Origin of the sequence: Acidithiobacillus sp. 'AMD consortium', assembly GCF_008926505.1 — a bacterium.
In the GTDB taxonomy this organism is placed as follows: domain Bacteria; phylum Pseudomonadota; class Gammaproteobacteria; order Acidithiobacillales; family Acidithiobacillaceae; genus Acidithiobacillus; species Acidithiobacillus ferridurans.
On sequence record NZ_CP044411.1, the window covers coordinates 1,929,652 to 1,953,391 of the forward strand.

Sequence of the window (23,740 nt, forward strand, 5' to 3'; positions counted from 1 at the left end):
CTCTCGCGAGTACCCATGAACCCCACCCTGAAACCACCGTCGTCGTATTCGCTCTACGTACATCTGCCTTGGTGCAAGGCCAAGTGCCCCTATTGCGATTTCAATTCCCACGCGGCCGACCGCATCCCGGCAGAACGCTATCTGGCTGCATTGATCGCCGATCTGGACCGCGAACTGCCGCGCATCTGGGGACGCCATGTGCGGACTGTTTTTATCGGTGGCGGCACCCCCAGCCTCTTTCCACCAGAAATCATCGACCGCCTGATCTCCGCGATCCGCGCCCGCCTGCGGCCGCACTCCCATATGGAAATCACCCTGGAGGCCAACCCGGGAGCGATAGAGGCAGCCTCTTTCCGCGCCTTCCGGGAGGTGGGCATCACCCGGCTCTCCTTAGGCGTCCAGTCTTTCCATGACGATTCTCTGCAACGCCTCGGACGTATCCACGATGCCGCCGCAGCCCACCGGGCCGTGGAACTCGCCATCGCGGCTGAATTCGAGAGCTATAATCTCGATCTCATCTTTGCCCTGCCGGGGCAGGATCTCGCCGCGGCGCAGGCCGATCTGCGCGCGGCGTTGGACTATGCACCCCCTCATCTGTCCCTCTATCAACTCACGCTGGAGGCCGGAACCCCATTTTCGACTCATCCACCCGCCGATCTGCCGGACAGCGACCAGGCCGCCGACATGGAAGATATCCTGCGCCGGCAACTCCGGGAGTCCGGCATGGAGCGCTACGAAATATCCGCGCATGCCCGGCCCGGTCATCGCTGCCAGCACAACCGCAACTACTGGCTTTATGGTGACTATATCGGCATCGGCGCCGGAGCGCACGGCAAAATCACCCTTCCCGAAGGCATCTGGCGCAGCTGCAAACCCAGCCGCCCTGAAAGTTATATGGACGATGCGCTCAGTGTTCTCGACATCCTCGGCGACCGGGAGCCGATTTTACCCGCCGACAGGCCCTTCGAGTTCATGCTCAACGCGTTGCGCCTGACCGACGGCTTCCCGGTGGCGCTCTTCCCGGAACGGACCGGCCTGTCTCTACCGCTTATTCAACCGCTACTCCGCCGGGCCGAACGCGACGGGCTGGTGGTCATGGAAGATGACATCCTGCGACCTACCGCGCTCGGGCTCAACTTCTATAATGACCTCTGCGTGCGTTTCGTACCGTGATAACGGCGCCTTACTCAGCCCCGTCCCACCGTCCTGGCTTCGTGGCCGGCGATCGAGCCTTCGCTGAACAAATAGGCATGCAATTCCTTATCCAGACGCGGCATTTTGCGGCGCAGCCACTCGAGGACCATAGCAGCATGTTCAATTTCTTCATCTCGGTTGTGTTCCAGCACCTGCCTGAGAATAGGATCGGTGCAGGCATCCGCGCGCTGCTGGTACCAGTCAACCGCCTCAAACTCCTCCATGAGCGAAGAAATGGCTCGGTGGATATCTATGGTTTCAGGAGACAGAGACTCGGGGGATTCATGCAACGCTTCATGTGCCATGATCGGCTCCTTGGGGCAGTCTGGTGAAACATCCTTCAGATCATAGTCCAAAGTTTGGGCAAGACCAAAGTACCCCCCGCTTTGGGCTTGCCCGCATCCTGTCCAAAGCGGGGCTGTGTTCCCGGACCGTTGCGGTGGAATGGATTCGTGCCGGGCGGGTAGAGGTAGACGGTCGCCGGATCCTCGATCCCGAGGCACGCTTCCCTCTGTCCAACCCCGGTATCCGGATCGATGGTCTCGACATCACCGCCAGCACCCGCCAGGTTTTGCTGCTACACAAGCCGCGTGGCGTTCTTACTACTCGCCGGGATGAAAAAGGACGTGCCACCGTATACGACCTGCTGCCCGGGAGTCCATGGCTGGCCCCCGTCGGACGCCTGGATCAGGCCAGCTCCGGCTTGCTGCTTTTCAGCAACGATCCACACTGGGCACAACGACTGCTGGATCCGGATCAGCATGTGGCCAAGACCTATCATGTGCAGATTCGCCCGCCTCTCTCTACTGACGCCGTAGCCCAACTCGCGGCGGACTCCGTGCTCGACGGCGAACCGTGCCTGCCGATGCAGATCAGGGAGTTACGCTGCGGTGGCAAAACCCAATGGCTGGAGTTTGTCTTGCAGGAAGGACGCAATCGCCAGATTCGGCGCCTCCTTGCCGCCTGTGATAGGGAAGTGTTACGACTGATTCGTGTAGCGGTGGGAAATCTGCCTCTCGGCGAACTGCGGGCCGGCGAATGGCGCTGGTTGCGTAGTGATGAGGAAGAGTTGCTACGTCAGACGCCCACGCCCCGTGATACCCACTGCCTACCGCCGGAATGAACCTGGCGGAGCCTTATGGCGCATAAGCCTCCCTATATTAGATATCTATGGTATTTACAGATCAATAGAATCAGTGTATGTTAGAACTGTCTTATTTACTGATGAGGATGATGCCATGGAACAGGAAATGGAACAGGAATTCGAGCTCATCTCCCTAATTTATCAGCTGGAAGAAGCAGGATACTGTTTTGCTGATGTCTCGGATGAGCAACTTCAACAAGCATTTTCAGACGGCCGGGACCTGCGGGATCTAGCCGTCTTGCGTTCTGCCTGAGCGCCTACTGTCTGACCTCTGACCAGCCGGCCTGCGGGCCGGCTTTCTTATGACGACCAGGTGGTGTCTCACACCATGAAGCCGCAGGTCTTGCCAGACCGTGGCACCCACCTTATAGTGACCGAACGGTCGGTATCCGGGCGGGCGCATTCGTCGGACCGGCGTCGGTGTGCGCAAAGCGGATCGGTACTTGCGGGACCATCCGCCCCAGAGAGGAGCCCATCCGTGGCGCAAGAGAGCCCGGCTTCACGTCTTACCATTACGGTCGCGGTCATGCTGGCGGTAGTCATGCAGGTGCTAGACCTGACCATTGTCAACGTAGCGCTGACCTACATGCGCGGCTCCCTGCATGCCAACAGCGATCAGATCACCTGGGTGCTCACCAGTTACATGGTCGCCAATGTCATCATCCTGCCCCTTACCGGATTGCTGGTGGAACGCTATGGTCAACGTACCATCATGCTTTGGAGTGTGGTCGGCTTTGTGATTTCTTCCATGCTCTGCGGGCAGTCCCATGGTCTGGTGGAAATCGTGCTCTGGCGTTTCCTGCAAGGCATTTTTGGTGCTTCTCTGGCCCCCGTAGGGCAAACCATCATGCTCGGCGCCTACCCGTCTGACAAGCGTGGCCAGGCTATGGCCATTCTCGGCATGGGCATCATGCTGGGTCCGATCCTGGGTCCTACCCTAGGTGGCTATCTGACGGACACGCTCAGTTGGCGCTGGGTGTTCTATGTGAATATTCCCTTTGGTATCCTCGCGTTCCTGCTCATGAGGACCATTCCCGACGGTGGCAAGATCACCACTCCCCGTCCAGTGGACTGGACAGGCTTCACGCTGATGGCCGTAGGGCTGGGCTGCCTGCAAGGCATGCTGAGCCTCGGTGATCAGGATAACTGGTTCAGCTCGCGGACCATCATCATCCTGACCATCTGCGCCATTTTGGGTATGCTTTTTTTCGTCTGGCGCTCTCTGAGCACATCCTATCCCGTAGTGGATTTGCGTCTGCTCAAAGACCGGAATCTGTCCATCGGCAGCATGGGGATCGGTATATTTGGTCTCGCCCTCTTCGGAACCATGGTGATTCTGCCCATCATGCTGGAGGGTCTGATGCGCTATGAGGCATTTACCGCGGGACTGGTGATGGCACCGCAGGGTATCGGTGCCATGATCGCCATGATGTTCGCGGGGCGCATGCTGGGACGCGGCGTCAATCCACGCAATATCGTGTTGGTGGGCATCGTTTTCGGAGCATTCGGCACTTATCTCACCACCCTCTACAATCTGGACATTAGCATGGCCTGGGTAATCTGGCCCAGTTTCATTCGCGGTATCGGTTTTGGCCTGGTGACAATCCCGCTCTTCACCCTGGCTTTTACGACCCTCAAGAAAGCCGAACAGGCGGAGGGCTCAGGCATTTTCAACCTGATGCGGACCTTGGGCGGAAGCATCGGTATCGCCATCGTTTCGACGGTGATGACTCAGGAAACACAGGTGGGCTGGAATCAGATGGGAGGGCTCATCAATCCGTTCAATCCCGCTTTTCACCGGTATCTTACGGCAGCAGGCCTGACTCCGGGGCCGACGACCTGGCAAGTGCTGGGTAACGTCGTCGTTTATGACCAGGCGAACATGCGCGGAACGCTGGACGCCTTCATGCTGGTTTTTTATGGATTTCTGGTTTTGATTCCGCTGATCATGTTCCTGAAGAGGCCACCTGGCAGCGCAGCAGGCGTGACACAGGTAACGCACTTCGGCGAATGAAGGCCGGGTTCACCGGGCGGAGGTTCGCTCCAGATGCGGTACCGAAGGCAGCCACAGGGTGCGGGCGAAACCCCAGTCCAGTAACTTGAGGCTCTGCCAGGAAGCCCGCCAGAACCCGCGTCCTTCGTCACGGAAAGATGGTACGCCGAGAATCACCGCGATCAGGCGGATACCGTCCTGCGTGCCCGTAGCGACAAGGCAATGCCCTGCAGCGTCGGTATAGCCACTTTTCATTCCGGTGATAAACGGTACACGTCCCACCAACAAATTGGGATTGGGGCTGGTGATACCCGCGTAGGTGAAGTTTTCATGCCGGAAAAAGGGCATGAACTGTGGGAACTGGGTCATGAGCGTGCGGGTGAGGACGGCCACATCGTAAGGACTGGCCATGTTGTTAGGGTGCGGCAACCCATCGGGGTCATAGAAAGTGGTGGAAAGCATCCCGATCTTGCGCGCTGTTCGGTTCATCTCGGCAACAAAGGCAGGTACGCTGCCAGCTACCAGATGCGCCGCCTCCACGGCGGCGTCGTTGCCAGACGGAACCGTCATCCCTAGGATCATTTGTGCAATGGTAAAAGGCAGGCCAGGATGCATAAACATGCTGGACCCCCCCGTCTGCAGCGCCGCCCGGCAGGGCACAAAACGCTGGTTCAACTGCAGATGACCGCTGTCGATATCCTTGAAGAGCAGATACAACGTCATCAGCTTGGTAATGCTGGCGATAGCGTAGGGCCGATAGGCATTTTTGGTGGCGATGATCGCGCCGGTATCGGCATTCATCAAGATATAGGCACGCGCATCTATGGGTGGGAGGCCGCTCTGGGCCTCAGCGCGCGGTGTGCAAAATAGAAAAATCGCCACTAACGAAAGCAAGGGAAAGAGCCACCACCCTATGGAAGGGAAATATTTTACCGTCGAGGGTCCAAAATCTGTGTCGGGTACAGGAATGGAAGCCAGCATGGGAACACCTCGCCGCATCGGCTAAATCAGGTTCAAGTAATTTCTCAGGATGCTTTGATATTAGGCTATTTTTTCACGGTTGCCTATAGACCAACGCTCGACTCGGATGAATCCATCCTACCAGCCCTATATGGAAGGTCATCCACAAACCATATAGACTGGTCGGTATGATAATGCATGCCTCTCTGTCTTATGCCACGCTGATCCAAAATCCATTGCTCTGGGCCATCGCGGGGGTGATCATCCTGGTCGCCTTTTATGTCCGCGCAGTGATCGGCTTTGGCTCCGGATTGATTTCGGTGGCACTGCTGACACTGATCTTCCCCATCAAAGAAGTAGTGCCCGTAGTGCTGCTACTGGACCTGCTCGGTTCCGTGCTGCTCGGCGCCTATGACTTTCAGGAAATGCGCTGGCCGGAGTTACGCTGGCTGATTCCCGGCAGCCTGATCGGGCTGGCCTTCGGCTCCTTTATCCTCGCCGATACCAATGCCCAGAATCTTACTCGCTTTCTCGGCGTGTTCATTCTCGCCTACGTGGTTTATGCGCTGGTCATGAAGCCTGAGCGACTACCCCAGGTCGCCTTGCCCTGGGGAATGCCGCTGGGCATTTTCGGCGGGGTGGTGGGCAGTTTGTATGGCGGCGGGGGTCCGCCCATTGTCGCCTATCTGCAAATGCGCCATCTCGACAAACGCGCCTTTCGCGCCACGTTTCAAGGTATCGCCCTCACGGACAATATTCTGCGGGCTTTTATGTACATAGCGCTGGCCTTGCTGACCTGGCAACTGACGGTGGGTTTTCTCCTGCTGATTCCACCGGTGCTGCTCGGTTTGTGGACAGGTAATCGCTTGCATCTGCGCATCAATCAAAGGGCTTTTCTCATGGGGACTCTCGCGGTACTTGCGGTGGTCGGTTTGAAATATCTCATCTGAATGAGGGAGTGTGACATGGCGTTACGCAGCATGGATGAACTTCGGCAGCAGGCTCAGGGCGCATTATCCCTGAATATCGCTTTCATTGGCGTCGTCAACGGGCTTTTTAGCACCCTCCATACTCTGGGCAACGCGGACAGCACAGCGCTGGCGGCCGCTGCCGGGATGGATACCGGCTACGTGCTGCGCTGGTGTGATGCCGCCTATGCGTTTGGCTGGCTGGAACTGTCCGATAGTGAGCAATGGCGACTGAGTGAGGATGGCAACAGCATGCGCCCGGAAGCCGAAAACAGCCGCGTTGGCGTAGCGGTAGGTGCCGTACTTTCTGCACACATGGCGGAGCGGGCGGCGGGTCTCATGCGCACGGGGGAGCGCCCCGGTGAAAAGGTGCTGGCCGAACGCGAAACTATTCTGCCCTGGTTTGGGCTGATGCTGGAGAACAATTTTCGCAAGACGTTCGAGGAGAAAATCTGCCCGGCCGTCCCCATCTTTGCCGAAGTCGATGCTCGCGGTGGGCTGGCGGTGGACCTGGGATGCGGCAATGGCTGGTATTTGCGGGCACTCGCCGCACGCTGCGGACATCTGCGTGGTCTGGGGCTGGATGGTTTCGCCGAAAACATCCGCCAAGCTACGGAAAAGGCCCAAAGCGAGGGTATTGCCGATCGCCTGCATTTTGATGAAGGTGATATCCATCAGTTTTCCCTGCCAGAGCCCGCCGACCTCATCACCATGAATCGCGCCCTGCATCATGTCTGGGAAAACCGTGGTGAGATTTTTCAGCGACTGCACGCCAGCCTGAAACCTGAAGGCGCCATCGTCATCTGGGAGCCAGCCTGGCCGGACAATCACCGCGTGCTACGTGAGCCGCCGCTACGCGGCATGGCCTTTCAAAATCTGACCGAACACATACAGGGCAACCATTTCCTGCATCCGGAGGAAATTGCCGCAGCCCTCAGCGAGGCGGGATTGAAGCCAGAAATATTCCCCTTTGGCAGCGATGTCGTGGTGGTGGGCCGGGCGTAAGGCTCGGCCATTTCCAACACCATGTGCCGCCCATTGCATTACGGGGGAGTTGCCTTTATCCTACGCGGCAATGGGGCGGTAGCTCAGCTGGGAGAGCGTCGCGTTCGCAATGCGAAGGTCGGGAGTTCGATCCTCCTCCGCTCCACCAAACAAAACAAGGGGTTAGGCGAAACGGCCTAACCCCTTGTTGCTTTTTCGCTGCAATTATGCTGCACTTAGTCCGGAAACAGGGTGCAGCGTGAGGTGCAGCATGGCGACCATCAACCCCAGGGAAGACCAGGATAAAAACGTGATTGGCTGGCAAGCCATCATTCGCAAACGCGGGTTTCCGTCCCAGACGCGGACATTCCGCACAAAGAGAGACGCCGAGTCCTGGGCCAAGATCACAGAGAGTGAAATGCTCCGGGGCGTCTGGTGCAATCGGAGCGAGGCTGAGAACACTACCCTGGCGGAAGCTCTGGATCGCTACTCGAAAGAAGTATCCAGTCGCAAAAAGGGTGCTGTGCAGGAACTTTCCATCATAGGAAAGGCCAAGGAATCCCCCTTGGCCCGCATGTATCTGGCAGCTATCCAAGGCAAAGACATTGCGAAGTATCGGGATGCCATGCTGGCCGATGGTTATAGCCCCATCACGATCAAGCGTCGTCTGTCCTTGCTCTCCCATCTCTTTACTGTGGCGACCAAAGAATGGGGTTTGGCCGGATTGATCAATCCTGTGCCCTTGGTGTCCGTGCAGAAGCCCAACAATGCGCGAGATCGGCGACTGGTGGGTGATGAGGAAAAAAGGCTGTTGGCGGCTGCGCAAGAGTATGGTGAACCTCTCCCCACCATCATTCGCTTCGCCCTGGAAACGGGCATGCGTCGAGGCGAGATTGCCGCAATGCTCTGGCGGCATGTAGATATGAGGACACATGTGCTTTCAGTGCCAGATTCCAAAACTGGTGATCCGCGCCGAGTACCGCTGTCCAGTCGCGCTTTAGCCGTACTAGATGCCCTACCCCGCCGTATGGATGGTGAGGTGTGGGGTGTCAGGGCAGATAGCATCACACAAGCCTTTGCTCGCGCCTGCCACCGAGCAGGTATCGAGGACCTACGCTTTCACGACCTCCGCCACGAGGCCACCAGTCGTTTCTTCGAGAAGGGCTTGAATCCCATGCAGGTGGCGGCCATCACAGGGCACAAGACCTTGCAGATGCTGAAACGCTATACTCACTTGAGAGCGGAGGACCTGGCGAAGATGCTGGGGTGAATATTACCCGAAGGGCCGGTACAGGAAGCGGACGTTGTTGGATGTATCTTGTCATCGACATCGTAAATTCTGACTCGCGATAACTCCGCTCAGTTACAGATTAAATGCCTAAACACACTGCCAACTGAAGCCAGCCAAACCAAGAAATGACTTAGGCTAGAATTATTTTTGTGACATCATTTAATCGCTAGAAGTAATCAGGGTATGGCAACCCTATAGCATGAAGAATAGGTGCGAAAAAGAATGGTATTTTGCCATTTAAATCATCATATTCCAACTTCTTCAATGCCATATTTTGGCCATCAATACTGCGAATTATTTCCCAGCCAGCACTCTTGGATATACCCGTATCGTCTAGCAAATTAATGTAAAGTCTTTCACCAATAATTGAGAGTTTGTTGATAGCCAAAGAATTAAGCTTGTTCGCATCTCTGATCCATGCTTCACAAATCCAAACAACACTAGCGGCTTTATTCGCGACGAATCGATCAGATATATTGCGCCAGAATATATATTTCTCTACTTGATCATTAAATTCTACCGACATAAAATCGATTATCGTGTGGTGTCGATCTAGCATAAAAAGCATTGGCACATGGAAGCCGTCACGCTCAAACATCCTCTCTGCCATTTCGGATAGCGCCTCAAATATCTTTTCGGTTGAATCTGCACGAGAGACATTGTCTTGAATTCGATGCATCGTGGCTGCCATTGTTTCCGGCGGCTTATACATCCGGTCTACAGGCACTCGCTTAATATGCTGATAGTGGCATTTTAAGTCTGACAGCTTCAGATAACGAACTTGGCGAGCAGTTTCATATACATAAAATAGCGCTGTTGGATCTGGCACCGTGGCATCAATAACGCTACCCAGGTGCTTAGCCAGATCCCTACAAGTCATATATAACGTCCTGTAAATATAGTTGAAGGCATGAAGGAGTTCCCAGCCAGGTAGAGAGTTAGCAACCCATCTGTCACTGACCGGCAATATGGCGCCACCGATGTGCGGCGTAATGGCGCCATTTCAAAGTGCCTGAAATGGGGTCTCGAACGGTGTTAAGAATGGGTGTTTTTGGCTCCTTTCGCAATGGTGTTTTTGGGGGATTCCGGGAGCGGTCGTGGGGCGCGAAAACTATCGCCTTCCAGGATCAGTCGATAGGCGCCGTGGCGTAGCCGATCCAGTGTGGCTACCCCGAGCATGCGGTTGGCCGGGAAGACGTCCCCCCACTCGGCGAAGTCGAGATTACTGGTCAGCATGGTAGAAACCCGTTCGTAACGTTCGGCGATGAGGTCGTGGAAGTCCTCATCATGGGGCGGGCGCATGGGTTTGAGTCCGAAGTCATCGATGATAAGCAGGGTTACCTTGGCGAGTTGGCGGAAGCGCCGGTCAAAGCCACCGGTGGCCCGCGCCGCATGCAGGGAGCCCACCAGATCACCTTGGGTGATAAAGAGCACGTCCACCCCCTGGCGGATGGCACAATGCCCCAGCGCCTGGGCGAGATGGCTCTTGCCGGTGCCACAGGGCCCGACGATCAGGATAGGTGCCTGCTCCTGCAGGTAGCGACCCGTAGCCAGATCATGCACCAGAGAGCGGTTCAGGTTCGGTAACCGGTCAAAGGCGAAGTCTTCCAGGGTTTTGTGATTCCGGAAGTGGGCCTGACGCAGGAGGGTGTCGAATTTCCGTTGGTCCCGGCGGGCCACTTCATCCTGCAGGAGCATGGCGAGGAACTCGGTATAGGCCATTTGACCATCCACCGCTTGCCGATTACGAGCTTCCAGGGAATCCAGGATACCGGACAGGCGCAGGGCGCGAAGATTACTGCTCAACTCTTGGGTTTGCATCAGAATTCCTTTCAATGAAATAGCGTAGCGCTGTCGCGCAGAAAGCGACCGCCACTGGTATAGGTGCTTCCGGATTCGGGAGTTACGGGCGACAACGGCTCTTGATCCAAGCCTTTCTTGAGGATCTGAGCGATCGCCCCATAACGCGGATTACTGAAGCGCAAAGCCCGTGCGCAGGCCGCCTCCAGCCGTTGAGGGGTGTGCTTGTCCCGGAGTCGCAGGATGTTCTGTACGGTGCGCAGATTGACCAGCACGCGATCGGCAAAGAGCTGGTGAACGACGCCGTAACAGTGCGGTCCGATAGCCTCCGCCATCCGCAGGCACCACTGGATATCCTGACTCTGCCAGGCCTGTGCTTCTGGCGGCATGTGGTCGGCCACGGTGGAGGCGGTGCCGTGCTGGAACAGCCGGGGATGGGTGGCGACTAATTCATGTTCCTGGTAAATCCGGATGGTGGTATCGGTAGCCCGCAACCAGAGCTGTTGTCCTATCAGACGGAAGGGAACGGAGTAGAAGCAATAGGCATATTGGACGTGAGCATCCCGGTGCACCTTGGGTTGCTTCCACTCGGAGATCTCGGGAGGCGTCTCCGGTAGGCGCTGCAAGAGGGGTTTCTCCACCTCGACGAACTGGGTGAGAGGCGCCTGACGGGTAGTGCCGTGAATTCGATGGCCCGCCTCTGTTCGGATCCACTCCTGAAGCTGGCGATTGGCATCGTCGCGGTCACGGAAATCGCGCAGGGGCAGGAAGGCTTTTTTGATAAATTTGACCCCTGACTCCACGATTCCTTTTTTGGCAGGATCATGTGGAGGGCAAGCATCGATCTTGAACAGGTATCCTTCGGCGCATTCAGCATAAGAACGCTGGACCGTGGGGTCGTTGATGCAGGCCTTGGTGATGGCGCACTTGGCGTTATCAATGATGATTCGACCCGGAACACCACCAAACCATTGGAAGGCATGGCGGTGACAGGCCAGCCAGGTCATCGTCGTCTGATTCCAGACAATCTCGGCATACTGATGCCGGGACCAGCAGAGGGTTATGACGAAGAACCAGGTCTTGCGGATCTCTCCGGTCACCGGATCGATCATGGCGGGGCCAGCGCCGAAGTCCACCTGCGCGGCCTCGCCGGGTGCAAAAATGAGGCGCATAGTGGCATCGGGCACCTTCACCGGTGCGACACGCAGCAGCACGCGACGCACTGCAGAGTAGCTTCCGGTGTACCCGTGATTGCGCACCAGGGCAGCGTGAATGGTAGTGCCCTGTATGCCTTCAGCAGCCCACTTGGCGATTTGCTCCTCATGGTCTTTGAGGGTGGACACACACTGGGCAGGCACGGCCTGCTGGCGGTGCTGCTGCAGGATGGCGAGCGCGCAGTCGTCGGGTAAAGGCTGCTGGGGATCGAGCCAGCCGTGCTGCGCAGCCTGATTACGTAGGGCACCCAGTTTCTTGCGCCCCATGAGTCCGGAACGGGCGATCTCTCGGTCCCGATCCCCTTGGCGCATCCGCACCAGGATTTGGCGAATCGTAAACATCTCAAACCTCCGATTACTCATGGTCACCCCCCAAAAGCTGGGAGGGTAACCGATCCAAGGGAAGTTCAAGACCCTACTGAAGCACTATGTGGGTGGCGCCATTACGCCGACTCCGAACTGGCTCCTTTATGCCGATCCGGAAGTGGCGCCATTACGCCGATCCCAAGGTGGCGCCATTACGCCGACTACGGTTTGGCTCCATATTGCCGATCCGTGACACCATCTTCTTTCAATTTTTATAGCAGATGATTCGATCACGTGAGATGGCATATTTTTCCGAGCAAATCGGATAAGCTTTTTTGTACCAGCTTTAAGTAACTCAGATCTTCCAGTGATTATTTTGACATCCTGCTCAACGATGTATGAGAAAATTAAGCATAGATTAAGGGTGCTGTTGAGTTCAAGATCTCCTTCTTTCTCAATCTTGTTCCGTGAGTCTTTAGCCCAGACCATGATGGGATTTGTGGCCCAGTCTTGTATTGCGCCTCCATACCAAGTTTCAAAGTCAGGAATAGATGCCTTGTTCTTTTGAATAATAAAAGTGACCGTACGCGATGTTTGTAGAAACTGATTTATGTTCATTCGAAAGATGTCGGGTTCCATGTAAGTAGCATGGCAGTGCTCTAGAAGAATCCAGAGGTCTCTTAGCCTTTTTTCCCATTGACGAATAGTCATTGTTTCAGTTTGTCACCAGACACATAGAAGGATTCGCTTATGGAACATCTAAAACACTTTTATTAGCGTCTTCGCCAAGGTGTTACGGATGAAAATTGCCTCGATTCTTCACGTTGATTCATATGAATAGCCCAACTACGGAAAAGATTAGGGCGGCAAGTGAAATTATAGCTGCACATTGTGCCCAGCGAGCTTGCTGAACCGCTGCATCTTTCGCTTCCTCGGATATTTTAAGTGCACGCTCAGCGTGCATCAAGGTTCGTTCTTCTCTGCCATCACGTATTTCGTAAACGTTCAGCCAACCCACCCTTGCGGGTTGGCGCCAATCAGGCTAATGCAGATTTTTTCCAGTTCCACGGCAAGAGTTCGTGGAGTTTTTTGTTGGGCCAGGTCGGGAGCTTTTCGAGCACGTCACAGAGGTACGCGAAGGGCTCGATGCCGTTGAGTTTGCACGTTTCGATGATGCTGTAGAAGGACGCGGCACGCTCGCCACCGGCATCATTTCCAACAAATAAAAAATTCTTGCGACCAATGGCCACGCCCCGCAGCGCTCGCTCCACCGGATTATTATCGATGCTGAGTTGTCCTTCTTCGAGGTAGAGCGTCAGTGCTTTCCAACGGTTGAGGGCATAGCCGATGGCTTTAGCGATGCCACTTTTCGGCGCCACCTGCATCTGGGTTTCCGTGAGCCAGGCATGGAAGGCTTCCAGCAGGGGACCGGCACGCTGCTGCCGGGCGGCGACTTTCTGATCTGGTAGAGATTCCTTGATCTCCGCTTCGATGGCGTAGAGTTTGACGATCCAGGCCAGGGCCTTCTGGGCTACCGGACTGGGACCCCGCTGTTCCACGTCATAGAAGTGGCGGCGGACATGCGCCCAGCATCCCGCTTCGATGATCTGTTCCTTGCGGTAGAGGGCATCATACCCCCCATAGTCATCGGTCTGGAGAATGCCTTTCCAGTCGCCCAGGAAGTGTTGCGCGTGGATCCCCTTACGGTCCGGGGCATAATCAAAGACCACGACGGGATGCGGGGCATCCGCCTGGCTGCGATACACCCAGAGATAGGCTTTGTCCGTCTTGCCGCTGCCGGGGTTGAGGACGGGCAAGGGCGTCTCGTCGGCGTGCAGAATCTTTCCTTCCAGCAAGGCCCTTTTGCAGGCTTCGGCGAGCAGGCTGATCCAGTATTCGCCCTGACCCAGCCAGCTGCAGAGGGTGGCGCGAGAGATCGGTACGCCCGCTCGCTGGTACTGGGTTTCCTGCCGGTACAAAGGCAGGTGATCCACGTGTTTCGCCGTCATCACATGGGCCACCAGGCGCGCCGTGGGCAAGCCCTTGTCAATCACCTGTGCCGGTAATGCCGGACTTTCGAGGGTACCGCAGGGGCGGCAGACCAGTTTGGGGCGGATATGGCGAATCACCTGGAAGCGTCCGGGGATATAATCCAGTTTTTCGCTGATCTCTTCCCCGACCGTTTCGAGTGGACCCCCACATTGCGCGCAAGTGCAAGTCTTGGGATCGTGACGTACTTCTACCCGGGGCAGATGGGCGGGGATCGCCATGCGGCCGGGGTGCCGGCGTACGGGACGGGCGGGGACCGCTACGGTCTGCGCGTCGGCGGCTGCTCCCTCTGCACGGCCAGCGGTCACGGCCGCACTGTCTTCCAGAACGGTTTCGAGGAGGCTTTCCATCGCCGCGATTTCGGTATCCAGCGCTTCTTCCCAAAGACTGATCTGGTCGGGAGAGAGCTTTTCCGAACGGCGTCCGAATCGCCAGCGCTGCAGTTTGGCGATGGTGCTTTCCAGGCGGGCGATGGTTTCATCGCGCAGGGCAATGGCCGCTTGCTGTTGGGCGATGATCCGGGTGCGTTCCGCTTCCTGTTCCTCCTGCTGTTGCAGCAGGCTCAGCACCAGATCGCGCAGGGCGTCCGGGCTGGTGGGAAGAGGCGTTTGCGGCGCTGAAATCATCAGAAAATAGTATCGGAACTGGGCTATTTATACAAGAAATTCCCGCTAGTTACAGCAGTGTTGGTGTGCATTTTTCCAGGCTCGGTAACGGCGTCCACGGGCGCCCCTCTACCAGCATCGCCCACTGCGCAGCGGAGAGTTCTATGGCACCGGCATCGGCGCGGGGCCAATGGAGTCGTCCCTGATCCAGACGGCGATACACCAGCCAGAAGCCCAGTCCATCCCACAGTAACAATTTCAGACGATCCCCTCGGCGGTTGCGAAAGACAAAAGCATGACCGCAAAAAGGATCGGCAGCCAATACCCCCTGTACCTTGGCCGCCAGGCCATCAAAGCCTAACCGCATATCTACGGGCGCTGCCGCGAGCCAGATCCGGCTGCTCGAATTTAGCCACATGGTCTTTCCAGAATCTGCACCAAGGTCTGGAGCCAGCTGGTATCTACCGGCGCCGCAAGCTTCAGGCTACGACCGGATAACAGGTGAATTTCCACCGGTGAAACAGGCGTCCTGACCGACGCAGCCAGAGTCACCGGAAAAAACCCTTCAGGCACGGCGGACAGCAATGGCGTTTGTGCAGAATCAGCAAAGCGTTTGCGCCAGTAATGCAGCGTGGCTACGGCGATCCCCGCCTGCGCACAATAATTCTTGACCGACTGTCCGCTCGCCTGAAATCCCTCTACCTGCTGCCGCCAATAAGCGACTTTCTCTTCTTTCTTCATCACCATCCCTCCGCGCTGAATGCAGATCAGGATCGGTCAGGTCAGGAAATTTGGGAAGGTGGGTTGCTTAGACGCTTACCGTATTTCGGCATTACGGCGTTCGAGCACATAGTTAGCCAATGCTGCCCTGTTGCGGCTATCGATTCCGATTCCAGTATAGACGGACAAAAGCGCAAGTTCCACATCGCTTCTAGATTCATACTCTTTTAGCCATTGCTGCTCTTGCGGACTGAGATTCATGTGAATTCCTAAAAATAAAATCTTACCATATTTTACTACACTCAAAATTTTTTAGAACATCGTCCCAAGAAAATAGGCGATGCACTTTATGCCCGTGGAGACTCGTGTGACTACGATAATTATCTGGCGAACGTGCGCTTTTGAGCCGTCCCTCTTGACTGCCGGGTTAGACAAGGTTTCCAAGCTCCACGGGTGAGATGAACTTCACACCGTAATCTCTTTCAAGCCAGACGCGATTTGCTGGAGAGAAAACAGAGTTGGAGCCAGCAGCCTTCGCGGCATCTCTTGTGCATATATAGTGGTTTTGATAAGCAACGTGAGCCGACACCATGTCGCCATCTGCCCACTCTGCGACAGCTGAGGCAATTATTTTGTCTTCTGTCGAGGGCGCATTAGCTAGCCCTTGCGACCAATGCTCTGTGGGCTGTGCATTGGCTGCACCGATGGATTTTATCCATGCGATACCAGCTCCAGCAGTTTCAATTTTTCGCCCAACCTCTCCGAGTTTGTTTGCAACGTCAGTAGTGGTTATCTGGGTTTTGGCGTACCACTCGGGTTTGATGTCTTGGTTAATTAATCCAGCAATCCTATGGCAGTGCATCAGTTTGAATCCGAGAGCCAGTGCGTCATTTAGATGCAAACTGAGATAGCTGTTGTTTCCAGGATGTGCGGCAAGGTCAGGGCCAATGCTGAATCCGAGATGAATTGATCCGTCTGGGCGTACATCTTCTGTTATGTCAATCTTCGGCTTGTAACCGCCAAGCAGGTTCTTTCGATCCGCTTTGGCGATGCCTTCAAGCGTAAAAACAGTTTCCGATAATCGGCCCTCAATTTGACCGCTTTGAAGAGCCGCATGGATTTTCTTGAATGAAGCGTGCATTGGGTCGTTTGGGAATCTTGAAGGATCACCTACAGGTCGCCAAACATTTGAATCGAAGGTTACGAGTAGCACATGGCCCCCTTGTCTAACGCTCAAGCTTAGTCGACGCCTGCGAGCGCAGCGAGTAGGCGGTCGGCTGCAGCGCTTTGTTGGGCGTCATTTCGTCCCCCCCCCGTTGCATCTTGGCTTTGGTCGCCACCAAAGCTTCATTGATATGGGGTTGAGCGCATAGTTTGGGATACCTTTGTGCACGAAAGGCCTCTCCGCGCGGGCCGTCGCGGCGAGCAGTTAGATACCCAGTTAAGAAGCCCAACTGGTTGTAGAACTCCACGATCTCCTGGGCGATGCGTTCGAGGGTTCCAATCTCATATACGAACTGTTTCTCTTTGAGATCGAAGGTCTTTTGATTCGCCTTATGTGCGGCAGTGAATGTAAGAAAGTCTGATTGCGCCACCCACACTATATGGTCAGGGATGCTCACAGATACCCCAAAACAACCATGTGCCAAATCGTTCCGCTCTTTCTCAAGTGAAGCCTTTCTTGCGATATAGGCCTGGAAGAGCAATAAGTCCTGATCATTAAGCACTGCTTCTGCGGCTGCAATAGCGCATCAGATTGTGAGCGACTATTTCTTAACGAACCGAATACCGCTGCAACCTGAGGGATGTTTGCTCCCATGAGTTCAGCTAAGAGCCTAGTGACCTGAATTTCGATATCGGCCCACGAGGTAACTATGCGCCCCACAAGCGCGGCAGCCTTCGGGCGATCCTCGATGTAACCTACCCCCATTGTGGCCTTTGCATTTGGGAACGACTTAGCGAGTGGCTTTCTCGACGCCCCGGAGATGGGTTCTCTTTCCGGATACGTTGAGGGAAATGATTCTGCCGCATGAACAATGTGCAGATCATCTGCGGAATACAGATCATCGTGGACGCACCGTCTGCACGGGACGCTTAGGTCGCCGTCGCCGACCATCCGGACCGGATTTGCACCGCGAGATGCGTCGTCGAGCACATGCATGAGTTTGCCGCAGCCTTTGCACTTCAAGGCGTAATACCAATCCCCCTTTAGTACAGTGTCTCTCCGATACAGGCGGTAGGTCATTGCTCACATGCCCAAAAAGATTATTTCAGCGCGTGTCATAAGAAGGCACTTGCGGCCATGTGCTTATGATGCCCAACGTAAATTCGACTGCACTGACAATGCAGCGTAACATTCTAAGTTGCAGTATAACATTCCCGCACCTTCCTCGGTCACAAGCAGCTGTTATTCGCCGATAATACTCGTCCCCCGGCCGCACGGGAAGGACCACTCCCGCTGCATCACCGCCCATTCTCTTGCCATGTTATTACCGCAGATCGGGGATTCCGTCCAGCAAGTTCAGCTGGCGGGCGCCTCGGCTCGCCGCCTGGATTTGGACGAGGCCGCTCACTGTGATTCCTAGCAGGCGCACGGACGCACCCTGGGGAACTGCCCGATCCAGTAGTTCTGGTAGCAACGCCGCGATGGCTTCCGTGTTCCCGGTGACCTCGGTCGCCGTATGCGCTCGGGTGACCGTGGCGAAATCGGGAAAACGTGCCTTGATGTTCACCGTGTAGCCCGCCAAGGCGAGTGCCTGGAGACGGGCCGCAACCTGCTCGGCCATCTGCTGTAACGTAGCCAGCATGGTCCTTCGATCCTCCAGGTTTTCCGAGAAGGTTCGCTCGGTACCCACCGATTTCCGTTGGCGGGTCGGCTGCACGGGCCGCCTATCGATCCCCCGCGCCACTTCGTAAAACCAAGCTCCAGCCTTACCGAAACACCTAATCAACCTCTCCTGCGCCATCGCCCGCAGATCCGAGACGGTGTCGATACCCATAGCGGATAGTTTTTTTACAGTGGCCGGGCCCACACCATGCAGTTTGCCAACGGGCAGCGGCGCCAAGAAGTCGAGACCACGTTCGGGCGGGATAACGAAAAGCCCATGGGGCTTGCGCCAGTCGGAGGCGAGCTTGGCGAGCAACTTATTATAGGAGACCCCTGCCGAAGCGGTCAGCCTCGTTTTCCGATGAATGCGGTCCAGTATCTCGCGGGCGATTTCGACCGCCAGGATACCATCGGCGGTGGCAGCAGTGACGTCCAGAAAGGCCTCATCCAGCGACAGTGGCTCCACGAGCGGTGTGTAACTGCGCAGGATAGCCATAACCTGACGGGAGGCTTCTCGATAGGCTTCCATGCGGGGACGGACAAAGATTGCCTGCGAGCAGAGGGAGCGGGCCCGTGCCGCCGTCATGGCGGAGTGAATGCCAAAGCGGCGGGCTTCATAGCTGCAAGTGGCCACAACGCCCCGGCCGGCAGGATCGCCGCCGACGATAACGGGCTGACCCCGCAGCTCGGGATAGTCCCTTTGCTCCACCGCCGCAAAGAAGGCATCCATATCCACATGGATGATCTTGCGGAGTTTGGCACCGTGCTCTGAATGTGGATCCGGCAATGGACAGCCTCCTGGACTGCTCAGATTCTATCAGGAAGCGGCCTGGAGGGGAGACGACACCTTGGGTATCTCCTTGGGCAGGGGACAAGGAGCGATGAAGATGCTTGCCGATGGGCGACGGAAAGCGGTAGATTGCGGAGAAGTGAATGGTTGCGGCAGACTGATTGCAGTCATTCAGCAGCAGAAAGCAAATGGCATCATCTGAGCAGTAGATGTTACACGAAGTTAAACGTCTTCACGGTCGCTAAGGACCTCAAGCCGCCGTTCAAAAACTAAATATAGAATCCAAATCATAGGCTTCGCACTCTGGCGAGCTCTAGCATAATGATCTTTCTGTTGCGGAAGAAGCGACTGAGAAAATAGAACGATTTAGAGTGCGATTGAACATTATGGAAAGACTCTTTATTGATCTAAAAAGGAAAATATATGGGCAAAAGATAGCTGATCAATAGTCCCATGAGAATGAGCAAGGGCAGCCCAACGCGGAGAAAATCAAGGAAAGTATAACCTGCCGCATTCATGGTTAGGACGTTGGTTTGATATGCCATAGGCGTGGCGTAGCCCAGGTTGGCACCAAAAAGCACGGCCAGTAAAAACGGCTCTGGAGAGAGCTGCAAGCCATGTGCGATCTGTACGGCAATAGGAGCGCCGATCAATGCCCCCGTGGTATGGGAAGCGATATTGGCCAAAGCCGCTACAAAAAATAGGATCATGCCTACCACGAAGGTCGGCGGCAAACTGTGGGTAACGGTCAGGAAGCTTTGGGCCAGGAAGTGGGCGGCATTGGTTTTTACCAATCCGATACTCAAGGCGATACCGGCGCTGATTAGCAGAATGACGGAACTATTGACTGACACTCCAAGTTGACGCCATTCGATACAACCGCTAGCTACCATGAAGAGCACCCCCAAGGGGGCTGTGACGGCAATGGGCAACCAATTGAAGGCCGCCGGCAGGACGATGGCCAGCATGATCAGCAAAGCCAAATTAGCCTTGTTACTCCGAGGCAGATCGGTAGTGGCATCGAGAAGAGTCAGGTCACCTTTTTGCCGTAACTCCGTAATAGTATTACGGCTGCTCTGGACCAAGATCACATCCCCACTGCGCAAGATTTCCTTTTCCAGATCCTTGCTTAATAAACTTGCGCCACGGCGGTAGATTCCCAGTGACGCAAGATCAAAACGCGCGGCAAAAAGACTGTTTGCCAAACTTCGTCCCACCAAGAAAGAATTGGGCATCACCACCACCTCTGCCAATTGCTGATCATCGGCCTGTAATGGGTTCTCCTCACTCACCGCTTGCTCGCCACTGTATAAGGTGGCCTTTAGAATCTCTTCGTACTCTTTGAGCTTGTTGGAGTAATCCCGCACCAACAAACGGTCCCCTGTCCGTAGAACGATATCTGCAAGTGGGACCATGGTCTGCGTGTTTCCGCGCAAGACTTGTCTCACCCGTAGACCGGGGGCTATTTTCTGCACATCTGCCAACGTCTTGCCCACAGAGGGACTGTCCTCCCCTAGGTGCAGGGTGGCGTCGAAAAGTCGCGGAGATTGATCGCCCAATGGGGTTTGGCGTTTGGGTAAAAGCAGTGGCGCTATCAGCCATAGATACAGCATGCCAACGCCCGCAGCGATGATGGCTGGCATCGTGAAGTAGAACATCCCCATGGGCGGTAGCCCCAGACTTTGCGCTACTGAAACGACCACGAGATTGGTCGAAGTTCCGATGGTCGTCGTCATCCCGCCCATGAGCGCTGCGAACCCCAAGGGCATGAGCATACGTGATACTGGGCGCTGAGTACGTATGGCAATACCGGTGAGCAAGGGGATCAGCAAAACGACCAAGGGAGTGTCATTGACAAAAGCACTGAGAAAAGCCGTAACCATCAGTACCAGGAGAAACGCCAAGGGTGGTGCATAATTCCAGACCTTGCTCAAAAAACGCCCTAGGGGATCGAGGGCACCGGTATGCACGATCGCGCCGCCCGCGATCATGAGCGCCACGATGGCAATCAGCGCTTCGTTGCTGAAGCCGGAGAAGAAGATCATCGGGTCCAGGGTGCGCCCAAGCCATTGCGCGGGATAGATGCTGAACACAAAAGCCAAGAGCACTAACACGCCCAGGCTCGTAGTAGCCATGGGGATGTTTGGGCGACTGTAAAATACGAGAGCTACCGCTGTTATTACCATAACGATAATGGCGTGAATGCTGGGCGTGTCAATGGACGACAAGGACACTCTCCTTCGTGGGATTCTGGCAACAATTTTCACTGAATAACTGTACACGCTCGGTAGCGCTCAGGAAAGGTAGAAAGCGTGCTTATCCGGTTGTCACAGACACCCACCAGATGTAGTGGGGCGTGATTTTTTGGAATAAAGCTCGGCATAAGTTGGCGCGGTGACATCGCCGGCGATGCCAAGCAGGGAGCGGAAGGCATTGAAGGGGTAGAAGCGGCGATTGAAGCGGAACGTAAATTCGTTGAGGTACGCCTGCAAGTGCTGTGGGCTGACGCCATGATGAATGCCGCGCAACCAGGTCTTGAGATTGGAGAATACGAGGTGAATGATCGGCAGGAAGGTCTCGGCAACTTGTATGTCGCCACGCTCTGCGACGGCGGTGTGGGAATAGCCACACTCGCCCAGCTTCGCGTAACCGCTCCAGTCGTCGGTGATGATGGCAGCGCCCGGCTTACCCGCTCGCTCAATGAAGCCACCCAGCGATTTGGCACTTCGGTCTGGCACCACTGTGAGTCGAACACGTCCGGCGTACCGTCCGGTTTTTCGCTTGTTGAGGCTGCTGGTACGCTTCCGCTGCCGAACCTCGACAGCGCCGGCCACCAGGACCATGTCGTGAACGCCATGCCCCTTACCGCGAGTACGTCCGCCCACGTAGGTTTCATCGGCCTCGACAAGTTCGTCGGGATTGCCGCCGAAAGGCTCGCCGGGCGTCCCGCGGTGCGGACAGATGAATCCGTCGCTCCAACGCGCGCGCTCAAGGTAAGCCGCGCATGCCGCTTCGTTCGGGAACAACCGCTGAAACTCCGGCAGCGAGTTCGGAAACGGTAAATCGTCTCGGTCAAGCACGTCGATAACCATGGTCGCACTAGGTTTGCGCAGATGCTCAACATACTACTAATAGTGGGTGTCTGTGACAACCGGATAAGCACGCTTTGATCTATACTGCATTGTAATTTTCCAGTCTAAACTAGAGGCATTTATGGCAAAAAAAATATTCCTCTACGCGCTTCTCACACTGAGCATGCTCATGTCTGGCTGTGCTTCAAACCTGCCTAACGCTGAACGCTTGGCGGCATTGCCGGTGACCGGGCCACCCGAGATCCAAAGCAACGGAAGGGAACTGCCTCCGGCCAAGAGCAAGGCGCTTATGGACAATCTCGAGAAGGAATCAGGCGCCACGAGTATCCTGACGCGGCAGTTAAAGCTGATGGAGGAGATAACCGGCAAGCCGATTATCGCGGGCAACGAAGCGACGCTTCTGACTGGACCCGAGGCCATTGCAATGATGCTGGAGGCCATTAGCGGCGCAAAGGACAACATAAATCTTGAGACGTACGTATTCAGCAACGATAAAACTGGCCGGAAATTCGCTGGTCTTCTACTTCAAAAGCAGGCTGAGGGTGTGCAGGTAAACCTTATATACGACAGCATCGGCAGTATAGATACGCCCGCCGCCTTCTTCCGACGCTTGCGGGCGGGTGGTATCAACGTCATCAAATACAACCTAACAGATCCTTTCCACCGCGATCACCGCAAGATATTGGTGGTTGACGGAAAGACGGCATTCACGGGTGGAGTCAACATCACCAGCGATGAGGCTAGCAGCGGGGACGAAAAAAACGCGGCAAAACCTTGGAAGGACGCGGACGTCATGATTCAAGGCCCGGCGGTCGCCGCATTCCAGAGACTGTTTTATGATACCTGGAAACGGCACAAAGGCCCCATATTACCAGAACAGGACTACTTTCCTCCTCTCAAGAAAGAAGGCGATGACTACGTCATGGCCATAGGGAGCAGACCCGGGGAGCGGAATCGCCTGACTTATTTGATGTATTATACCGCTTTCTCAAATGCCACAAATTACATCCACGTTACAGCGGCTTATTTCGTGCCGAATAGGGCAATTATAAACGCACTAACCGGCGCAGCAATGCGGGGGGTAGACGTCCAGTTAATACTTGCGACCGAGGACGACGTCCCGATCGCAGTATATGCCGGGCAATCTTACTATACCCATCTCCTTAAGTCCGGAGTCCGAATCTACCAGCTGAAAGGGCGTATCCTCCATGCGAAAACCGCAGTGATAGACGGTATATGGTCAACTGTAGGTTCCACGAATCTGGACATGTGGAGCTTCGCAAACAACAAGGAGGTTAACGCCGTCATAGTAGGGAAGGACTTTGCAGGCAAAATGGAGGCGATGTTCGAAAACGACTTGCGGAATTCAAAGAAGATAACTCTGAAGCAATGGCGGAAGCGGTCGATCTTTGAAAGATTCAAGGAATCGTTCGCGCGCCTGTTCGCGAACTGGCTTTAATCTGCGAAATTGGAGTCCGGCAGAGGATTTCGAGGAAGCTGCGCCGCGAGCGGGTCGGCACGACCTCCAAAAAGCAGGAAAACCGCTCCAAGAGGCGGAGAGAAACGAGACAATAAAGGGTATGGTAGTGATTCTGACTTTTTACCAAGGGTCGGTCGCACAGCACCATTACGGTGTCAAGCACTCTCACCGGAGAAAATGGCAACGAGAACCCGACGGGGTAAGGTCAAGCATCCAAGCAAGAGCGAAACAAGGTGGATTCTGCTTTATGGCTGTAATGTCTGATGATATAAAACCGTTTTGTGGTGTGATAATAGCTGTGTTTAATAGAGAACAATTTCTTA

The 23,740-nt window shown here is 55.5% G+C and carries 23 protein-coding genes and 1 tRNA gene; 9 read left to right on the forward strand and 15 right to left on the reverse strand.

Annotation, left to right across the window (positions count from 1 at the left end):
* Positions 1–15 precede the first annotated feature (15 nt).
* Positions 16–1,173, forward strand: a complete 1,158-nt coding sequence (gene hemW, locus F6A13_RS09915; RefSeq protein WP_126604277.1) for a radical SAM family heme chaperone HemW — start codon at positions 16–18, stop codon at positions 1,171–1,173.
* Positions 1,174–1,187: 14 nt separating this feature from the next.
* On the opposite strand, the gene F6A13_RS09920 is transcribed toward hemW, so the two are convergent.
* Positions 1,188–1,499, reverse strand: coding sequence for an encapsulin-associated ferritin-like protein (locus tag F6A13_RS09920; protein ID WP_113526561.1), 312 nt, complete (start codon positions 1,497–1,499; stop codon positions 1,188–1,190).
* 23 nt (positions 1,500–1,522) lie between these two features.
* Between F6A13_RS09920 and F6A13_RS09925 the strand changes: the two genes are divergently transcribed.
* The 3 genes from F6A13_RS09925 to F6A13_RS09930 all read left to right on the forward strand — a co-directional run bounded on the left by F6A13_RS09925 (position 1,523) and on the right by F6A13_RS09930 (position 4,352).
* Complete coding sequence (locus F6A13_RS09925) at positions 1,523–2,317, forward strand: pseudouridine synthase (RefSeq protein WP_113526560.1); 795 nt, start codon at positions 1,523–1,525, stop codon at positions 2,315–2,317.
* A gap of 115 nt (positions 2,318–2,432) precedes the next feature.
* Positions 2,433–2,591 (forward strand): hypothetical protein, encoded by a 159-nt coding sequence (locus F6A13_RS15410; RefSeq protein WP_012537140.1) that lies wholly within the window; start codon positions 2,433–2,435, stop codon positions 2,589–2,591.
* 225 nt (positions 2,592–2,816) lie between these two features.
* The gene (locus tag F6A13_RS09930) at positions 2,817–4,352 is read left to right on the forward strand and encodes a DHA2 family efflux MFS transporter permease subunit (RefSeq protein ID WP_113526559.1); all 1,536 of its coding nucleotides are present in this window, start codon (positions 2,817–2,819) and stop codon (positions 4,350–4,352) included.
* A 9-nt stretch (positions 4,353–4,361) separates the two neighbouring features.
* Here the strand turns inward: F6A13_RS09930 and F6A13_RS09935 are convergent, their stop codons facing one another.
* On the reverse strand, positions 4,362–5,312 hold the full coding sequence (locus F6A13_RS09935) for a D-alanyl-D-alanine carboxypeptidase family protein (RefSeq protein WP_113526558.1): 951 nt from the start codon (positions 5,310–5,312) through the stop codon (positions 4,362–4,364).
* Positions 5,313–5,479: 167 nt separating this feature from the next.
* Here F6A13_RS09935 and F6A13_RS09940 point away from each other — a divergent pair, with 167 nt between their 5' ends.
* From F6A13_RS09940 to F6A13_RS09955, 4 genes are all read left to right on the forward strand, one after another.
* Positions 5,480–6,241 carry a sulfite exporter TauE/SafE family protein gene (locus tag F6A13_RS09940; RefSeq protein ID WP_113526557.1) on the forward strand — a complete coding sequence of 254 codons (762 nt, stop codon included), beginning with the start codon at positions 5,480–5,482 and terminating at the stop codon, positions 6,239–6,241.
* A gap of 15 nt (positions 6,242–6,256) precedes the next feature.
* Positions 6,257–7,264: a class I SAM-dependent methyltransferase gene (locus tag F6A13_RS09945; protein WP_126604278.1), complete on the forward strand. Its 1,008-nt coding sequence runs from the start codon at positions 6,257–6,259 to the stop codon at positions 7,262–7,264.
* A gap of 72 nt (positions 7,265–7,336) precedes the next feature.
* Positions 7,337–7,412 (forward strand) — tRNA-Ala (locus F6A13_RS09950).
* A gap of 102 nt (positions 7,413–7,514) precedes the next feature.
* Positions 7,515–8,513, forward strand: coding sequence for a site-specific integrase (locus tag F6A13_RS09955; RefSeq protein WP_151528170.1), 999 nt, complete (start codon positions 7,515–7,517; stop codon positions 8,511–8,513).
* A 187-nt stretch (positions 8,514–8,700) separates the two neighbouring features.
* On the opposite strand, the gene F6A13_RS09960 is transcribed toward F6A13_RS09955, so the two are convergent.
* From F6A13_RS09960 to F6A13_RS10015, 13 genes are all read right to left on the reverse strand, one after another.
* Positions 8,701–9,414, reverse strand: a complete 714-nt coding sequence (locus tag F6A13_RS09960; RefSeq protein WP_151528171.1) for a hypothetical protein — start codon at positions 9,412–9,414, stop codon at positions 8,701–8,703.
* A gap of 155 nt (positions 9,415–9,569) precedes the next feature.
* On the reverse strand, positions 9,570–10,355 hold the full coding sequence (istB, locus tag F6A13_RS09965; RefSeq protein ID WP_172959310.1) for an IS21-like element helper ATPase IstB: 786 nt from the start codon (positions 10,353–10,355) through the stop codon (positions 9,570–9,572).
* A gap of 11 nt (positions 10,356–10,366) precedes the next feature.
* Positions 10,367–11,890, reverse strand: a complete 1,524-nt coding sequence (gene istA, locus F6A13_RS09970) for an IS21 family transposase (protein WP_215886354.1) — start codon at positions 11,888–11,890, stop codon at positions 10,367–10,369.
* Positions 11,891–12,016: 126 nt separating this feature from the next.
* Positions 12,017–12,493, reverse strand: a complete 477-nt coding sequence (locus F6A13_RS09975) for a hypothetical protein (RefSeq protein ID WP_151528172.1) — start codon at positions 12,491–12,493, stop codon at positions 12,017–12,019.
* Positions 12,494–12,891: 398 nt separating this feature from the next.
* Positions 12,892–14,529 (reverse strand): IS66 family transposase, encoded by a 1,638-nt coding sequence (gene tnpC, locus F6A13_RS09980; RefSeq protein WP_126605549.1) that lies wholly within the window; start codon positions 14,527–14,529, stop codon positions 12,892–12,894.
* Between the two features lie 49 nt (positions 14,530–14,578).
* A complete protein-coding gene (gene tnpB, locus F6A13_RS09985) occupies positions 14,579–14,926 on the reverse strand; it encodes an IS66 family insertion sequence element accessory protein TnpB (protein WP_012536650.1) in 348 nt (115 codons plus the stop codon).
* Complete coding sequence (gene tnpA / locus F6A13_RS09990) at positions 14,917–15,249, reverse strand: IS66 family insertion sequence element accessory protein TnpA (RefSeq protein ID WP_151528173.1); 333 nt, start codon at positions 15,247–15,249, stop codon at positions 14,917–14,919. The genes tnpB and tnpA overlap by 10 nt, the downstream gene beginning before the upstream one ends.
* A gap of 75 nt (positions 15,250–15,324) precedes the next feature.
* A complete protein-coding gene (locus F6A13_RS15415; RefSeq protein ID WP_192796457.1) occupies positions 15,325–15,489 on the reverse strand; it encodes a hypothetical protein in 165 nt (54 codons plus the stop codon).
* A 166-nt stretch (positions 15,490–15,655) separates the two neighbouring features.
* Entirely contained in the window at positions 15,656–16,441 is a 786-nt protein-coding gene (locus F6A13_RS09995) for a hypothetical protein (protein ID WP_151528174.1), read from the reverse strand.
* A 13-nt stretch (positions 16,442–16,454) separates the two neighbouring features.
* Positions 16,455–16,955: a hypothetical protein gene (locus F6A13_RS10000; RefSeq protein ID WP_151528175.1), complete on the reverse strand. Its 501-nt coding sequence runs from the start codon at positions 16,953–16,955 to the stop codon at positions 16,455–16,457.
* Between the two features lie 762 nt (positions 16,956–17,717).
* The gene (gene dinB, locus F6A13_RS10005; protein WP_151528176.1) at positions 17,718–18,842 is read right to left on the reverse strand and encodes a DNA polymerase IV; all 1,125 of its coding nucleotides are present in this window, start codon (positions 18,840–18,842) and stop codon (positions 17,718–17,720) included.
* A gap of 410 nt (positions 18,843–19,252) precedes the next feature.
* Positions 19,253–21,073: an SLC13 family permease gene (locus F6A13_RS10010; RefSeq protein WP_225981796.1), complete on the reverse strand. Its 1,821-nt coding sequence runs from the start codon at positions 21,071–21,073 to the stop codon at positions 19,253–19,255.
* Between the two features lie 99 nt (positions 21,074–21,172).
* On the reverse strand, positions 21,173–21,937 hold the full coding sequence (locus F6A13_RS10015) for an IS1595 family transposase (RefSeq protein ID WP_151528177.1): 765 nt from the start codon (positions 21,935–21,937) through the stop codon (positions 21,173–21,175).
* A gap of 121 nt (positions 21,938–22,058) precedes the next feature.
* Between F6A13_RS10015 and F6A13_RS10020 the strand changes: the two genes are divergently transcribed.
* A complete protein-coding gene (locus tag F6A13_RS10020; protein WP_151528178.1) occupies positions 22,059–23,396 on the forward strand; it encodes a phospholipase D-like domain-containing protein in 1,338 nt (445 codons plus the stop codon).
* The last annotated feature ends 344 nt before the right edge of the window (positions 23,397–23,740 follow it).